The following is a 13653-nucleotide window of genomic DNA, read 5'->3' on the forward strand; positions in this document are numbered from 1 at the left end:
TCGTAATCGTGGTCTCGACATGGCGAATATTCGATTACGACAACGACAACGACCTGAGACGGTCTCGGGACTTTCGCACAGTTGCACTAGGGAGGCTTCGCCTCAGACCGACAAGTCATGCCATCGGGATCCCGATCCCGACGGCCTTGGATGGTCGGACGCGTCATCGAAATTTGACTCATCTGCGAGCATTTTGCGCCCTCAAGGATCCTCGGGGCCTCTACGATGATTTCCAGACAGCCTCTTAGGCGATTGCCATCAGCGAGCGCGCGCAAGACGCCGCAGATCGGATCATGCCGCCTCGATCAGCTCCAGCCCATTGCCATCCGGATCACGGCAGAACACCGCCCTGCGCCCGGAGCGGCTGCGGGTAAAGGGAAGCCCGGCGGCCTCGAGACGCGCAACCAAGTCGTCGACGGAGCTGACGACCATGGCGAGATGGCGATCACGGCCGCCGTGGAGCGGTCGACCGTCGACCGGGTCGGGATTCGGCAACTCCAGCAGATGGATCTGGCGCTCGCCCACGGATAGCCAGGCACCCGGGAAGGCGAGATCGGGTCTGTCGTCGCGAACCCGCAGCCCGAGCACACCAACGTAGAACTGCAGCGACTCGGCCGTATCGGCAACGATCAAGCTCACATGATGAATGTCCTGAACGAGTTGCATCGAGCCCTCCGCTCGGCATGGAGCCAACCTGCCCCTTGCCCTATACTAGACGACTTTGCCTGGAAGGCGCGCCCTGAGCGCGACCGACTCCTCTCTGATAGGCCTGCCACGCAATGAATCCCGACTTGGGCCTCCTGCAGCCCTACCCGTTCGAAAAGCTCCACGCACTCAAGCGTGACATCGAGCCACCAAACCACCTTGACCACATCGCACTCTATATCGGAGAGCCAAAGCACCCGACACCGAGCCTCATCTCGGACGCCGTCATCACGCACCTGCACCAGCTGGCAGTCTATCCGACGACGCGCGGCACCCAGGAACTCCGCGAGACCATCGCCAGCTGGCTGAGTCGTCGCTTTCACCTTGCCGCCGAAGGGGCAACCAGGCTCGGCATCGACCCTGAGCACCAGATCCTGCCGGTGAACGGCACTCGGGAGGCACTCTTCTCCTTCGCCCAGGCGGTCGTCGACCGCAGTCGCAAACCCCTGGTGCTGATGCCAAACCCCTGCTACCAGATCTACGAGGGCGCAGCCCTGCTCGCCGGGGCGGAGCCGAGATACCTCGCCTGCCTGAAAGAGAATGATTTCGTCCCGGATTTCGAGGCCGTGGATACAGCGACCTGGGAGCGTTGTCAGGTGCTCTATATCTGCTCCCCAGGCAACCCGACCGGGGCGGTCTTCAGCCAAGAAACCTTCATACAACTCATCGAGCTGGCGCATCGGCACGACTTCGTCATCGCATCCGACGAGTGCTACTCCGAGATCTATCACCATGAGTCGCGGCCGCCACCTGGCCTGCTGCAGGCCGCAGCCGCCGCCGGCAATCTAGACTTCAGCCGCTGCATGGTTTTTCACAGCCTCTCCAAGCGCTCCAATGCGCCTGGGCTGAGATCTGGATTCGTCGCCGGTGACGCGCGCCTCATCGAGGGATTCCTCAGCTACCGCACCTATCACGGCTGCGCCATGTCGCTGCCCGTGCAGCGGGGAAGCATCGCCGCCTGGCAGGACGAGGAGCACGTGCGCACCAACCGTCAGCTGTATCGCGACAAGCTGGCTGCTATGGAAGAGATCCTTGGAGACGCGATGGACCTCGGTCCGCGCGGGGCCGGTTTCTATCTATGGCCCGAGACGCCAATCTCCGACACCGAATTCGCCCGGCGCCTCTATGCGGAGGAGCACCTCACCGTGCTCCCTGGAAGCTTCCTCGCGCGCGAGATCGACGGCGCAAGCCCTGGAACGAACCGAGTCCGCATCGCACTCGTCCCGCCCCTGGATGAATGCGTCGATGCCGCCAAGCGCATCCGGCGCCTCATCGAACGCTTATAGCAATGGTCAACCCCGAGCCAAGATCGCTCACCCAGAGCGGAAGTGCAGATCGCAAGGCCGCAGGAAAGGCGAAGCCCAACCGATGCCTGTCAAACCAAATCGACCGCAAGCATCAAATTGCAGCAAGCATCAAATTGCAGCAAGCACCACATTACAGCGAGCATTACTTTACAGGTAGAGCAAGTCATGACTGATCATCAGAGCATCATCACCGAAGCCTTCGAGAGACGCGCGGAGATTACGCCCCGCTCCGTCGAGACACACGTTCGCGACGCCGTCCAGGACACCATCGAACAGCTCGACAAGGGACAGCTTCGCGTCGCCGAGAAGCAGGATGGCGATTGGGTGGTCCACGAGTGGGTCAAGAAGGCCGTGCTGCTGTCCTTCCGCATTGAGGACAACGCCTTTATCAAGGGCGGTTTCACCAACTATTACGACAAGGTGCCCTCGAAGTACGCCGATACCAGCTCACGCGAACTCCGCGAGAGCGGCGTGCGCGTCGTGCCGCCGGCCACAGCGCGCAGAGGCTCCTACATTGCCCCCAGCTGCGTGCTCATGCCCTCCTATGTCAACATTGGCGCCTATGTCGACTCCGGCACCATGGTCGACACTTGGGCGACGGTCGGGTCCTGCGCCCAGATCGGCAAGAACGTCCACCTCTCCGGCGGCGTTGGGATCGGCGGCGTCCTCGAGCCGGTGCAGGCGGCACCGACCATCATTGAGGACAACTGCTTCATCGGCGCGCGCTCCGAGATCGTCGAAGGCGTCATCGTCGGCGAGGGCGCCGTGATTTCCATGGGCGTCTACATCGGTCAGAGCACCAAGATCTACAACCGGGTAACGGGTGAGACCCTGTTCGGGCGCGTGCCTCCGGGCGCCGTCGTGGTCCCTGGCAACCTGCCCGCCAAGGACGGGAGCCACAGCCTCTATTGCGCCGTCATCATCAAGCAGGTCGACGAGAAGACTCGCGGCAAGGTCGGCATCAACGAGCTGCTGCGCGACATCTGATGCCTACCCTTTACGGCATCCCCAACTGCGGGACGGTCAAGAAGGCGCGCGCCTGGCTGGAAGCCAGGAACATCGATTACGCCTTCCATGACTACAAGAAAGCCGGCCTTGACGAGCAGCAGCTGCGCGCCTGGGTGGCAGAGCTGGGTTGGGAGGCGCTGCTGAACCGTCGCGGCACCACTTGGCGCAAGCTGCCGGAGAGCACTCGAGAAGGCATCGACGAGGCAACTGCCATCAAGCTCATGCTGGACGCCCCCGCCATCATCCGCCGCCCCCTGCTGGACACGGGCACCAAGCGGCACCTGGGCTTTTCCGAGGCCGAATACGAGGAGCTGCTCGCATGACCTCTGCGACACTTGAGCTGGCTTGCGACCTCATCTCACGGCCCTCGGTCACACCCGAGGATGCCGGCTGTCAGGACCTCATTGCCGCGCGGCTGCAAAGGCTTGGTTTCACCATCGAGCCAATGCCCTTCGGCGAGGTCAACAACCTCTGGGCGCGGCGCGGAGACAGCGCCCCGCTCCTCTGCTTCGCCGGCCATACCGACGTCGTGCCAACCGGCCCCCTGGATGAGTGGACATCCGACCCCTTCGCGCCCGTGATTCGAGACGGCCAGCTGTTTGGACGTGGCGCCGCCGATATGAAGGGCTCGATCGCGGCCATGGTCACCGCAGTCGAGTCATTCCTCGCCGAGCATCCCAATCACTGCGGCTCGATCGCCTTTCTGATGACCAGTGATGAAGAAGGCCCTTCCGTCGATGGCACGGTCAAGGTCGTCGAGCGTTTGCAACAGCGCGGCGAGCAGATCGACTATGCCCTGGTAGGCGAACCTTCGAGTCAGGCCAAGCTTGGGGATTCGATCAAGAACGGTCGGCGCGGCAGTCTATCGGGCTGGCTGAAGATCCACGGCAAGCAAGGCCATGTCGCTTATCCGCAGCTCGCCAAGAACCCATTTCACGCAAGCGCCGAGGCACTCGCCGCACTCTGCGCCGAAGTCTGGGACGAGGGAAACGACTATTTCCCTGCGACCAGCTTCCAGATCGCGAACCTCAACATGGGAACGGGCGCCGACAATGTGATCCCGGGGCATCTAGAGGCGCAATTCAATCTGCGCTTCTCGACCGAACTAGACCCGGACAGCATCAAATCCAGGGTCACAACCATCCTGGATCGAGGGGACTTCCACTACGACATCCGCTGGCGCCTTTCCGGCAATCCCTTCGTCACACCTGTGGGAGACTTGGTCGAGGCCGTGAGACGCGCAATCGCTGAAGTCAATGGCGTGGAGACAGCGCTATCGACGGCGGGAGGGACATCGGATGGTCGCTTCATCGCGCCCACGGGTGCCCAGGTGGTCGAGCTTGGCCCCATCAACGCCACTATCCATCAAGTCGATGAGTGCGTGGGCGTCGCAGAACTCGACCAGCTCTCACGGATGTACCAGCGCATCCTCGAGCACCTGCTCCTTGGGGACTGAGGCGTCTTGGGAACTGCGGCTCCTTGAGGATCGAGGTGACCCCACCGCGGAGAGCTAAGGAAGTGCGCATCAACAACTTCCCCCCTTTCGCAAAGGGGGGCCAGGGGGGATTTCGGGCGGCATCGCTCGCATCGGGAAACAATTGATGGGCATTTTCTAAGTACGCGAAGTCGCACCCAGCCCGCAAAGCCCGAGGCAAGCAAACCCCTGATCAGGCTCGCTGGTGTATCGTATCCGGCAGCACGATGTTCAGCTCCAGAACCTCGTGCGAGTCCTCCTGCTCATAGTTCACGGACACCGCACTCAGGTCGACATCCACGTATTTGCGAATGACGGCGAGGATCTCCTCCTGCAGCTGCGGCAGATAGGAAGGTTGATCGCGGGCAGCGCGATCGTGCGCAACCAAGATCTGAAGGCGCTCCTTGGCAACATTCGCCGTCCCCTTCGAGCGCGACGAGATAAAATAATCGAGCAAGCCCATCGATGGTCACCCCTTGAACAAGCGGCTCAGAAAGCCTTTCTTTTCAGGGTTGAGGAAACGGTGCGGCACATCCTCACCCAAGTAGCGCGACACCATGTCATTGTAGGCCTGCCCAGCGTCGCTCTCGCGGTCGAGAATGACGGGCACACCAGCATTCGATGCGTTGAGCACGGCCTTCGACTCGGGCACGACCCCTAAGAGATGAAGCGAGAGGATCTCCTGCACATCGTCGACGCTCAGCATCTCGCCGTTGGCCACGCGCTGCGGATCATAGCGCGTCAGAAGCAGATACTCGCGGATCGGCTCGTCACCATTCTCCGCGCGACGCGACCGACTAGAGAGGATCCCAAGCATGCGGTCGGAGTCCCGCACCGAGGAGACCTCGGGGTTGGTCACCACGACGGCATCGTCGGCAAAGTACATGGCCATGTTGGCACCATGCTCGATACCCGCCGGAGAGTCACAAACGACGAAATCATAGTCTTCCGAGAGTTGCGTCAGGACGCGCTCAACGCCCTCTTTGGTCAAGGCATCCTTGTCCCGCGTCTGTGACGCAGGCAAAACATAGAGGTGGTCGCAGCGCTTGTCGCGGATGAGCGCCTGATTGAGATTGGCCTCACCGTTGATGACGTTGATGAAGTCATAGACGACGCGTCGCTCGCAGCCCATGATGAGGTCCAAATTACGCAGACCCACGTCGAAGTCGATGACCACCGTGCGCTTGCCCCTCTGAGCCAGCCCCATCGCAAGGGCGGCCGACGTCGTCGTCTTACCGACGCCGCCTTTGCCAGAGGTAATCACGATAATTCTCGCCAAAGTCACACCCTCCTTAAAGGGATCTGTTCCATGTCCTGGCTCTGCAGACCATCAAAGTTTTTCGATGCGGAGCACCTTCTGGTCCAGGAAAATCTGGACGGGGACCCCGCGCATTTCGGTTGGAATGTTCTCGCTGACGCGATAGTGACCGGCGATGGAGACAAGCTCCGCCTGGAGATCCTGACAGAAGATGCGCGCCTCCAAATTACCGCTCATACCGGCCAAGGCGCGCCCGCGCAGCGGCCCATAGACGTGAATGTTGCCGTCCGCCATGAGCTCGGCACCCGAACTCACAGCGGCTGTAATGGAGAGATCGCCGCCCGCCGCATAGACGCGCTGACCGGATCGGACTGGCTTGGTGATGAGCAAGAAACCCGGCTTGGAGCGTCTTGCCTGGTCCTCACCGCCTGCGGATCTCCTCGCTGACGTCGACTCCGCGGAAACACCCGCCTCGATTCTGGGCTCGGCCTCAGCCGGCTCGTCCTCCTTGGGCCGATCCCGCTTGACGTAGGACTCCCTCAAGACGGCAAGCTCCAAGGCCTCGGCAGCCGCATTCTGCGCCTTGCTGCCACCGCGCACCCCGAAGGGAATCATGCCGTAACCGCGTAGCAGACCGACCAGCAGGGGCAGGTCAGCCCCGCCAGAGCCAGACTCTTCAAGCTCGCTGAGGTCGATGACCACAGGCGTGTTACGAAAGAAATCAGGGGCCTTTTCAACCTTCTTGCCGAGGCGCGCCGCGACGGCTTCGACATTATTGTCCACCAGGCGAATGATGGGCAGCGTAAAGCTCGCCGCCTTTAGCTCGAAGGACCTGGATCCATCCGCGTCGTTTTTTTGAGGGCTCGATTTCACTGCCATGTTGGGTTTGATCTGGGCGACGGCGCCCCCTTCTCTCCTGTTGTCGTCGGATTTATCCAGCATCTCGCGATGGATCTGCGACTCAGGGTGCAATGCTAACCCGAGCCGGCGCTTCAGAATAGTGGCGACGAGATAACCACTCGCTGCCCAGACGGCAGTCTCCGAGCCAATGCCGGCCTATGTGCATCTCTTGCCTACTTGGATCTCTTATAGAGCAACTCAGAGACCAGGTTATCGAGTCGCAAACCCATTCACTGCTGCGTTTACCCCGGAGGCCACTGCATCGGCCGACCACCGAGCACGTGGAGGTGAAGATGGAACACCGTTTGACCGGCTCCCGCATTGCAGTTGACGATGGTTCGATAACCGCCTTCAGCGATTCCCTCGGCCGCGGCGACCTTCGCAGCGGCAAGTAGCAGCTTGCCGAGGAGTTCCGCGTCCTCTGGCGCCGCATCGTTCAGCGTTGGAATCGGCTTGCGCGGAATGACCAGAACATGCGTTGGCGCTTGAGGGCTGATGTCGCGGAAGGCAACGACATCGTCGTCTTCATAGACAATGTCCGCAGACATCTCGCCCGAAGCGATCTTCCCGAAAATCGTGTCTGACACTTAACGCTTCCCCCATTGACTCGCCGCGAGGCGCTGCCACGAAACGGCTTCGCAAAGTCAGCCGCACCCAGCCCGCTTAGCAAGTGTCCAGCAATTGTTTCCCGATGCGAGCGATGCCGCCCGAAATCCCCCCTAGCCCCCCTTTGCGAAAGGGGGGAAGTTGTTGATGGACGCTTTCTTAGCAGACGTCCACATTCTACTTCCCGCTTTGCGGAAACACGGTACCGAACAAATCGGGAAGTAGTTTCTGGACAGTTACTTAGGTCCGCCGCTTGACACCACCGGCGGATCAGAGGTCGCGCCGCCCCGCGAAGGCCAAGGCGAGCGTTCCCCCATCCAGATACTCCAGCTCACCGCCAAGCGGCACGCCATGCGCGATGCGCGACACCTTCACGCCCTGTCGCGCTGCGCAGTCAGCGATGAACTGCGCGGTCGCACTGCCCTCTACGGTGGGGCTGATCGCCAGGATGATCTCGGCGATCGACTCCTCGCAGAGACGGCGCTCCAGGTGGTCGAGCCCGAGGGCATCCGGCCCGATGCCATCCAGCGGCGACAGCCGCCCGCCGAGCACGAAATAAAGCCCCCTAAAATCGGTTGCCTGCTCGATCGCAACCACCTCGGAGGGCTGCTCGACGACGCAGAGACTGCCTGTCTCGCGCTTGGTACTGGCGCAGATCCCGCAGAGGTCGTTCTCGGTGAAGGTGCGGCAGCGTTGACAGCGACGGATCCCTGTCATAGCCGCTGCCATCACGCGCGCGAGCCGCGCGCCCCCCTCGCGATCGCGCTCCAGCAGGTGAAAGGCGATCCGCTGTGCTGACTTAGGACCGACGCCCGGCAGACAACGCAAGGCATCGATCAGCTGATTCAGCAGCGAGCGCTCGGCCATGATCCGTGCTTGGCGCCTTTAGAAGGGGAGCTTCATTCCGGGCGGCAACGGCAGACCTGAGGTCAGCTCCGTCATGTTCTCCTTGACCTTCTCGGCGATACGCTGAACCGCTGCATTAGTTGCGGCCGCGATCAGGTCCTCGAGCATCTCCTTGTCATCGCCCATGAGCGACGGGTCGATCTCGACGGCTTTGACCTGATGCTGACCGGTCATGGTGACCTTGACCATGCCGCCGCCGGCCTCGCCAGTGACTTCTTCCTGCGCCAGGCGCTCCTGCGCCTGCTTCATGTCTTCTTGCATCTTCTGGGCTTGCTTGAGCAAGCCGCCAAGTCCAGCTTTCATTTCAGCCTACCTCATGAGGTTATAACCAAGTGCCCGCGGACGGGTGCGCTTGTACTTTGGGAGCGGCTCCGAGCCGAAGCGGCGCTCTCGATCATTGATGCGGTCTTTGCTACAGGACCCCGCGGTCGGGCATCAGTCTGCTGGACGCATGCTTCCGGGCACCCACTCGGCCTCGAAGTCATCTCGCAGCGCCTGAGCGACCGGATCGGACTCCAGCGCCTGCACCGCGGCATCCTGCCGCTCTCCAGCCTCACGGGCACGACGTTGCGCCAGTGTCTCCTCCCGCGGACGAGCCACCTGGATTTCCAATTTGACCGCCACCCCGAGGGCCTCTGCAAGCGCCGACTCGAGCCTCGACTCGGCGCTCGGCACACGCAGGTGCTGCGCGGCGGGATCCAAGGTCAACATGAGCTTGCCGCCCGCCAGCTCCAAGAATCCGCAATTGTGGGCGAGCTGACTTGCAATACCGCCGAGCGGCAGCCGGGCCATGAGCTGTTGCCACCCAGCCGCGTCCAGCATCGCCGGACTCGGCGCCATCCTGGCTGCGGGGACCGGCGCCTTAGCCTCAGGCGCATGCGGCGCCGCGGACTCGAGCGGGCGCACCGGCGTGACCGAGCCACCAGGGGCCGGACGCTGGACGCCTCCGCCGGCCGAGCGCCGCTCCGCCATGGAGGCCACCTGCCCACTCGGCCCCGGGCTGCCGGCAGCGGCCCCTGGTGAGACCGCAGCAGTCGCCTTGCCAGGAGGCACAGCAGCCGGGCGAAAGGCCAGCGCCCTGAGCAGCACCATTTCGAACCCCGCGCGAGGATCCGGCGCCAGCGGGAGATCAGCCTGCCCCGTGAGCGCGACCTGGTAGTAGAGCTGCAGGTCCTCCGGTTGCATGGCGGCGGCGAGCGCGGCCAGTCGCCCATGGTCTGGATCATCAGACGCCAAGATCGCGGGAACCTGCTGGATGAGCGCGAGACGATGCATGAGCGCGATCAGCTCGCGCAGCAGCTCGGGAAAATCCGGCGTCAAGGCCGCAACCCGCTCGACCTCTTCCAGGATGCGCCCGCCATCGGAGGCCGCGAGCGCGTCGAGGATATTCAGCGCAAGATCGCCGCTTACGGTCCCGAGCATCGCCCGGACCTCATCCTCGGCGACGCGCCCACCGCTGAAGGCAATGGCCTGATCCAGCAAGCTCAGGGCGTCGCGCATGCTGCCATCGGCCGCACGCGCCAGCAAGGGCAAGCCACCGGCATCGAAATCCACCCCCTCGGCCTTGAGGACGACCTCGAGCCGATCACGAATCTCGCCAGGCAGCAGCCGGCGCAGATTGAATTGAAGGCAGCGCGACAGGACGGTCACGGGGATCTTCTGCGGATCCGTCGTCGCCAAGAGAAACTTGACGTGCGGCGGGGGCTCCTCAAGGGTCTTCAGCAAGGCATTGAAGCTGTGCGAGGAGAACATGTGGACCTCGTCGATGAGGTACACCTTGAAGCGCGCCCGCGCTGGGGCGTAGGGAACGTTGTCCAGCAACTCGCGCGTCTGATCAACCTTGGTGCGCGAGGCCGCGTCAACCTCCAGCAGATCGACGAAACGCCCACCGTCGATCTCCTGGCAGGCGGAGCAAACCCCGCATGGACGCGAGCTGACGCCCTGCTCGCAATTCAGCGCCTTGGAGAGGATGCGCGCAAGCGTCGTCTTGCCGACTCCGCGCGTGCCCGTGAAGAGATAGGCGTGGTGGAGCTGGTCCCGGTCAAGCGCGTTCGACAGCGCCCGCACCACATGCTGCTGCCCGACGATGTCGTCGAACGCGCGAGGACGCCATTTGCGGGCTAGCACCTGATAAGACATGCGCGACTGAGATCGACCGGAAGTGATGTTGAGGATTCAGATTGCGCGGGAGTGTAGCAGATGCGGCTGACCCCACCCATGTAACTGGCCAAAACGGCACATGATCGCAAGCGGTGAGGTCAGGATCGGCACGACTCGACAGGCATCGCACCCATGAAGATGGGGGCGGCGGCCGACGCCAGCCACACCCCGGCACACGATTCAACCGCTGCGGCTGCTCCCTTCCGGGCCTGACCGGGTTCACGGCTTCACGTTGCGAGGGGACCGGCGCAAGCCACCATGAAGCGCGCCCTCGGAACGACCCCCGAGAGCAGCGGGCTACACTAACAAAGAGCGCCGCCGAAAACAAATGCCGCGAATACGCCGCCACGCCGCCCGAGCCACCTCGGCCTGGACGCGCTAAGAAAGCGTCCATCAACAACTTCCCCCCTTTCGCAAAGGGGGCTAGGGGGGATTTCGGGCGGCATCGCTCCTATCAGAAAACAATTGATGGACACGGTCCTAGGACAACAAGCCACGAGGCCGCCTCTCGATCCTAAGGAACTGTCCATCAACAACTTCCCCCCCTTTCGCAAAGGGGGGCTAGGGGGGATTTCGGACGGCATCGCTCCTATCAGGAAACAATTGATGGACACGGTCCTAAGACAACAAGCGACGGGGCCGCCTCTCGATCCTGAGATTGCGCAGCCCGCCCGCATTGACACCAGGCCCTAGCGCGTCAAGCTATGCGCATGCCAAGTCACCCCAAGACCCGCAAACAGCCAAATCTCACCATGTCTTCACTCACTCGCTGCGCGATCCCACTGACCATCAGCCTCGCCATGGCCTTGCCTCCATCCCTGTCAGCGCAAGACAGCCCCGCCTCGAGTCAAAGTGGCGCCTGGGGACAGACGCGCGACATCGCCACCGACTGGTGGCGTGAATCCCGCGATTTCGCCGAGCAGGCAATGCAGGATGCACGCGGACTCTTTCAGGAGAACGAGGACTTCGGCCAGGTCTGGGACTCCGTCGTACCAACCTTGGAGGATACCTTGGCGCTGGAGGAGCGCCAGGCCGAACTGCCCGAGAAGGCGTGGTTTGGTCAGGATCAGCGCTCTAACAGCGCGGAGATCCAAGCCTTGCTTGACGAGACTGTGAACCTCCTCACCGTCTCACCGGCACTCAAGTACCGTGAGCGCATCCAGTCCTTGCAGCAAGAGATCCTGGCCGCACGCGCCGACATCGCGACCTATCGACAGAAACGCGTTTCCGCGCCTGAGGAGTCCACCATCAAGAGGACGGTGGACGACTATGACGACCTCATCGCGAGACGCGAGGCGGACATCAAGCGCACCAGCAAAGAGATCGGACAGCTCAAGCGCCAGTTCGGCCAAGAGCTGCGCAACTTGGGACTCGACGTCGGCGACGAGCAGCTCGAGTTTCTGCTCTCCACCGTGGTCGGTGACAACATGGTGGACCTCGGTATCCTCTTCGACAACGTCAAGACCATCACGCTGCAGCTCGAGGCGCTGGTCGAGGAAAGCGGCGAGGACCTGCAAAGCGCCCGGCGCTACTACGGCCTCTATGTCGTCCTTCTGAAATCGCTCGACCGCATGCATGCGCAGATCGAAGCAGCGATCAGCGAGCGCTATCTACCACAGATCGACGGCATTATCGATCAAGCGCAGGCGCTCGCGAGCGACACAGAGACGCTGCTGCGGCAGGCCCCGGAGAAGGCGGACCTGCTCAACGCGAACCTGGAGGCGCAACAGCTCACCATTCAGGCAGCCGGCGTCTATCGCCAGTACCTGAAGGACCAGGCAAAGCAGGTTGAAAAGGCGCGCCTAGAACTGGAGAAGGACATCGCGGCCGCCTGGAATACCTACGAGACGGTACGGGTCTCCGGCGAGCTGGTGGGGCTGGTGAGATCAAGCCAGCAGCTGCTCGAGGGACTCATGAATCGCCAGATCCCATCACTGCGCCCCTTCGAGAACCTCCAGATGCAGCGCGAGATCCAGCAGCTGACGCAGCGGCTCAGAAGCCGCGAGCAGCGCTAAGGAACTGTCCATCAACAACTTCCCCCCTTTCGCAAAGGGGGGCTAGGGGGGATTTCGGGCGGCATCGCTCGCATCGGGAAACAATTGATGGACACTGTCTAAGCCAGGGGTGCGCAGCGTCCGCCGGGCACGCACCGCCCGGCGCTCGCGCACTCACGGCCGATAGGGGTAAGGCTCAGCCTGTCCGAGCGGGAGATAGCCGAAGACGATGTTCGCTTGCGATCCGTCGTCCAGGGCAAGCTTGCCGATTCCGTTGCGCCCATCCATGGCCAGGATCATGTCAGCCCAGCCGCTGCGCCCGTCATTGCAATAGACATCGAACAAGGCGTCCCGCGAATCAGCGCCGGCGTTATAGCTCGCGCTGCAGGCATTGACACCATTGGAAACGCGAAAACTCGCGGCGAAGGGCGGCGCGGAATCATAGTGCCCGGTGTAGACCTCCTCCTCGAACATCACGGCAATCGGCCCGGAGGTCGAGTGGCCAGGCGGAAGATCGTTTGGATGCGGGGTCTCGAAATACTCGAGCACCTCGCTCACGCACCCGGCATAGTCCTCCAGATCCAGATGCCGACATAGCCGATCGCCATACTCCCCGGGCGTTACCTTGGTAGCGATCCCGCCCAGATGATTGGGCGGCAAGAAGGCGCAGCCAGCGATGAGGGACGACGCTGCGGCGGCAATGGCGACCAGTCGAAACATAGGCTTTCTCCACTTAGCCATCGTGATCGAACGGGGCAAAAGTTTACCCCGATCCCGCGCCCCCGTGTGGTCCTTTGTTATTAAAGGTGCACATTGTCGCGATTTCCAGCTAAAGTTCCCGGCCATGACGTCATGGAGACGCTTCCTCATTCGCCGATCGAGATTGGAGTGAAACCGATGAGGCCAGACACCCGCAGACCGCGTTTCGAATCACCGCTGACCAAGGGCGCGCTTGCGCTCCTGGCAGGGGTACTCATCCCCCTGCTCGCGCTCGGGGGCTGCGCAAAGTCGCTCAGCCCAGACGGGCCTGTACCACAGCAGTTCGTCGAACTCAGCTGCCTCGCAGACTGCCGCACCGACAAGAATAACTGCGATGAGGAGGCACGCTACGACTACCGTCAGTGTGAGGCGGGCTATGCCAATGCCTTCCGCGGCTATCGCTGGTGCTTGGCGTCTGCCCTTGGGGAAGATGAGTGCGGCTACCCCTGGTGGCCATGCGCGGGGAACCTCTATGGCTACTGCTCGAACCGTTATCAGGAGTGCCAGCGCGCCTGCGACCCGCTCTCCGTTTACTGAGCGCGGCTTCGGACGACAGGCCCCGGCTTTCGGGAAACG

General features: G+C 62.4%; 15 protein-coding genes and 1 other RNA gene. 6 read left to right on the forward strand and 10 right to left on the reverse strand.

Going from position 1 to position 13653, the window contains the following annotated elements:
* Positions 1-291: 291 nt before the first annotated feature.
* Entirely contained in the window at positions 292-666 is a 375-nt protein-coding gene (locus tag G3480_RS01680) for a VOC family protein (protein WP_164651920.1), read from the reverse strand.
* 113 nt (positions 667-779) lie between these two features.
* Between G3480_RS01680 and dapC the strand changes: the two genes are divergently transcribed.
* The 4 genes from dapC to dapE all read left to right on the forward strand — a co-directional run bounded on the left by dapC (position 780) and on the right by dapE (position 4476).
* Positions 780-1991: a succinyldiaminopimelate transaminase gene (gene dapC / locus G3480_RS01685; RefSeq protein ID WP_164651921.1), complete on the forward strand. Its 1212-nt coding sequence runs from the start codon at positions 780-782 to the stop codon at positions 1989-1991.
* Positions 1992-2177: 186 nt separating this feature from the next.
* Positions 2178-2999: a 2,3,4,5-tetrahydropyridine-2,6-dicarboxylate N-succinyltransferase gene (gene dapD / locus G3480_RS01690; protein WP_164651922.1), complete on the forward strand. Its 822-nt coding sequence runs from the start codon at positions 2178-2180 to the stop codon at positions 2997-2999.
* Positions 2999-3343 (forward strand): ArsC family reductase, encoded by a 345-nt coding sequence (locus G3480_RS01695; protein ID WP_164651923.1) that lies wholly within the window; start codon positions 2999-3001, stop codon positions 3341-3343. Before dapD ends, G3480_RS01695 begins: the two co-directional genes overlap by 1 nt.
* Positions 3340-4476, forward strand: a complete 1137-nt coding sequence (gene dapE / locus G3480_RS01700) for a succinyl-diaminopimelate desuccinylase (RefSeq protein WP_164651924.1) — start codon at positions 3340-3342, stop codon at positions 4474-4476. Before G3480_RS01695 ends, dapE begins: the two co-directional genes overlap by 4 nt.
* A gap of 211 nt (positions 4477-4687) precedes the next feature.
* On the opposite strand, the gene minE is transcribed toward dapE, so the two are convergent.
* The 8 genes from minE to ffs form a co-directional block, all read right to left on the reverse strand.
* Positions 4688-4957 (reverse strand): cell division topological specificity factor MinE, encoded by a 270-nt coding sequence (gene minE, locus G3480_RS01705; RefSeq protein WP_164651925.1) that lies wholly within the window; start codon positions 4955-4957, stop codon positions 4688-4690.
* 6 nt (positions 4958-4963) lie between these two features.
* Positions 4964-5773 (reverse strand): septum site-determining protein MinD, encoded by an 810-nt coding sequence (minD, locus tag G3480_RS01710; RefSeq protein ID WP_164651926.1) that lies wholly within the window; start codon positions 5771-5773, stop codon positions 4964-4966.
* Between the two features lie 51 nt (positions 5774-5824).
* Positions 5825-6631, reverse strand: coding sequence for a septum site-determining protein MinC (minC, locus tag G3480_RS01715; RefSeq protein WP_164651927.1), 807 nt, complete (start codon positions 6629-6631; stop codon positions 5825-5827).
* A 263-nt stretch (positions 6632-6894) separates the two neighbouring features.
* Positions 6895-7239 carry an HIT domain-containing protein gene (locus tag G3480_RS01720; RefSeq protein ID WP_164651929.1) on the reverse strand — a complete coding sequence of 115 codons (345 nt, stop codon included), beginning with the start codon at positions 7237-7239 and terminating at the stop codon, positions 6895-6897.
* Positions 7240-7528: 289 nt separating this feature from the next.
* Positions 7529-8125, reverse strand: coding sequence for a recombination mediator RecR (recR, locus tag G3480_RS01725; RefSeq protein WP_164651931.1), 597 nt, complete (start codon positions 8123-8125; stop codon positions 7529-7531).
* 18 nt (positions 8126-8143) lie between these two features.
* Positions 8144-8467: a YbaB/EbfC family nucleoid-associated protein gene (locus G3480_RS01730; protein WP_164651933.1), complete on the reverse strand. Its 324-nt coding sequence runs from the start codon at positions 8465-8467 to the stop codon at positions 8144-8146.
* A gap of 132 nt (positions 8468-8599) precedes the next feature.
* On the reverse strand, positions 8600-10303 hold the full coding sequence (gene dnaX, locus G3480_RS01735; protein ID WP_164651935.1) for a DNA polymerase III subunit gamma/tau: 1704 nt from the start codon (positions 10301-10303) through the stop codon (positions 8600-8602).
* Positions 10304-10476: 173 nt separating this feature from the next.
* Positions 10477-10573: signal recognition particle sRNA small type (gene ffs / locus G3480_RS01740), an RNA gene on the reverse strand.
* A 503-nt stretch (positions 10574-11076) separates the two neighbouring features.
* On the opposite strand from ffs, the gene G3480_RS01745 reads away from it, so the two are divergent.
* Positions 11077-12339, forward strand: coding sequence for an MlaD family protein (locus G3480_RS01745; protein WP_167752450.1), 1263 nt, complete (start codon positions 11077-11079; stop codon positions 12337-12339).
* 153 nt (positions 12340-12492) lie between these two features.
* Here the strand turns inward: G3480_RS01745 and G3480_RS01750 are convergent, their stop codons facing one another.
* Positions 12493-13038 carry a hypothetical protein gene (locus G3480_RS01750; RefSeq protein ID WP_164651937.1) on the reverse strand — a complete coding sequence of 182 codons (546 nt, stop codon included), beginning with the start codon at positions 13036-13038 and terminating at the stop codon, positions 12493-12495.
* A 177-nt stretch (positions 13039-13215) separates the two neighbouring features.
* On the opposite strand from G3480_RS01750, the gene G3480_RS01755 reads away from it, so the two are divergent.
* The gene (locus tag G3480_RS01755; protein ID WP_240905528.1) at positions 13216-13614 is read left to right on the forward strand and encodes a hypothetical protein; all 399 of its coding nucleotides are present in this window, start codon (positions 13216-13218) and stop codon (positions 13612-13614) included.
* Positions 13615-13653: the final 39 nt, after the last annotated feature.

The sequence above is a fragment of the Thiorhodococcus mannitoliphagus genome, from assembly GCF_010915725.1.
Lineage (GTDB): Bacteria > Pseudomonadota > Gammaproteobacteria > Chromatiales > Chromatiaceae > Thiorhodococcus > Thiorhodococcus mannitoliphagus.

What these genes read in the sequence shown, in the direction of transcription:
- G3480_RS01680 (WP_164651920.1), bottom strand. Translation starts at nt 666, where the DNA reads ATGCAACTCGTTCAGGACATTCATCATGTGAGCTTGATCGTTGCCGAT.
- dapC (WP_164651921.1), top strand. Translation starts at nt 780, where the DNA reads ATGAATCCCGACTTGGGCCTCCTGCAGCCCTACCCGTTCGAAAAGCTC.
- dapD (WP_164651922.1), top strand. Translation starts at nt 2,178, where the DNA reads ATGACTGATCATCAGAGCATCATCACCGAAGCCTTCGAGAGACGCGCG.
- G3480_RS01695 (WP_164651923.1), top strand. Translation starts at nt 2,999, where the DNA reads ATGCCTACCCTTTACGGCATCCCCAACTGCGGGACGGTCAAGAAGGCG.
- dapE (WP_164651924.1), top strand. Translation starts at nt 3,340, where the DNA reads ATGACCTCTGCGACACTTGAGCTGGCTTGCGACCTCATCTCACGGCCC.
- minE (WP_164651925.1), bottom strand. Translation starts at nt 4,957, where the DNA reads ATGGGCTTGCTCGATTATTTTATCTCGTCGCGCTCGAAGGGGACGGCG.
- minC (WP_164651927.1), bottom strand. Translation starts at nt 6,631, where the DNA reads ATGGCAGTGAAATCGAGCCCTCAAAAAAACGACGCGGATGGATCCAGG.
- recR (WP_164651931.1), bottom strand. Translation starts at nt 8,125, where the DNA reads ATGGCCGAGCGCTCGCTGCTGAATCAGCTGATCGATGCCTTGCGTTGT.
- G3480_RS01730 (WP_164651933.1), bottom strand. Translation starts at nt 8,467, where the DNA reads ATGAAAGCTGGACTTGGCGGCTTGCTCAAGCAAGCCCAGAAGATGCAA.
- dnaX (WP_164651935.1), bottom strand. Translation starts at nt 10,303, where the DNA reads ATGTCTTATCAGGTGCTAGCCCGCAAATGGCGTCCTCGCGCGTTCGAC.
- G3480_RS01745 (WP_167752450.1), top strand. Translation starts at nt 11,077, where the DNA reads ATGTCTTCACTCACTCGCTGCGCGATCCCACTGACCATCAGCCTCGCC.
- G3480_RS01750 (WP_164651937.1), bottom strand. Translation starts at nt 13,038, where the DNA reads ATGTTTCGACTGGTCGCCATTGCCGCCGCAGCGTCGTCCCTCATCGCT.
- G3480_RS01755 (WP_240905528.1), top strand. Translation starts at nt 13,216, where the DNA reads ATGAGGCCAGACACCCGCAGACCGCGTTTCGAATCACCGCTGACCAAG.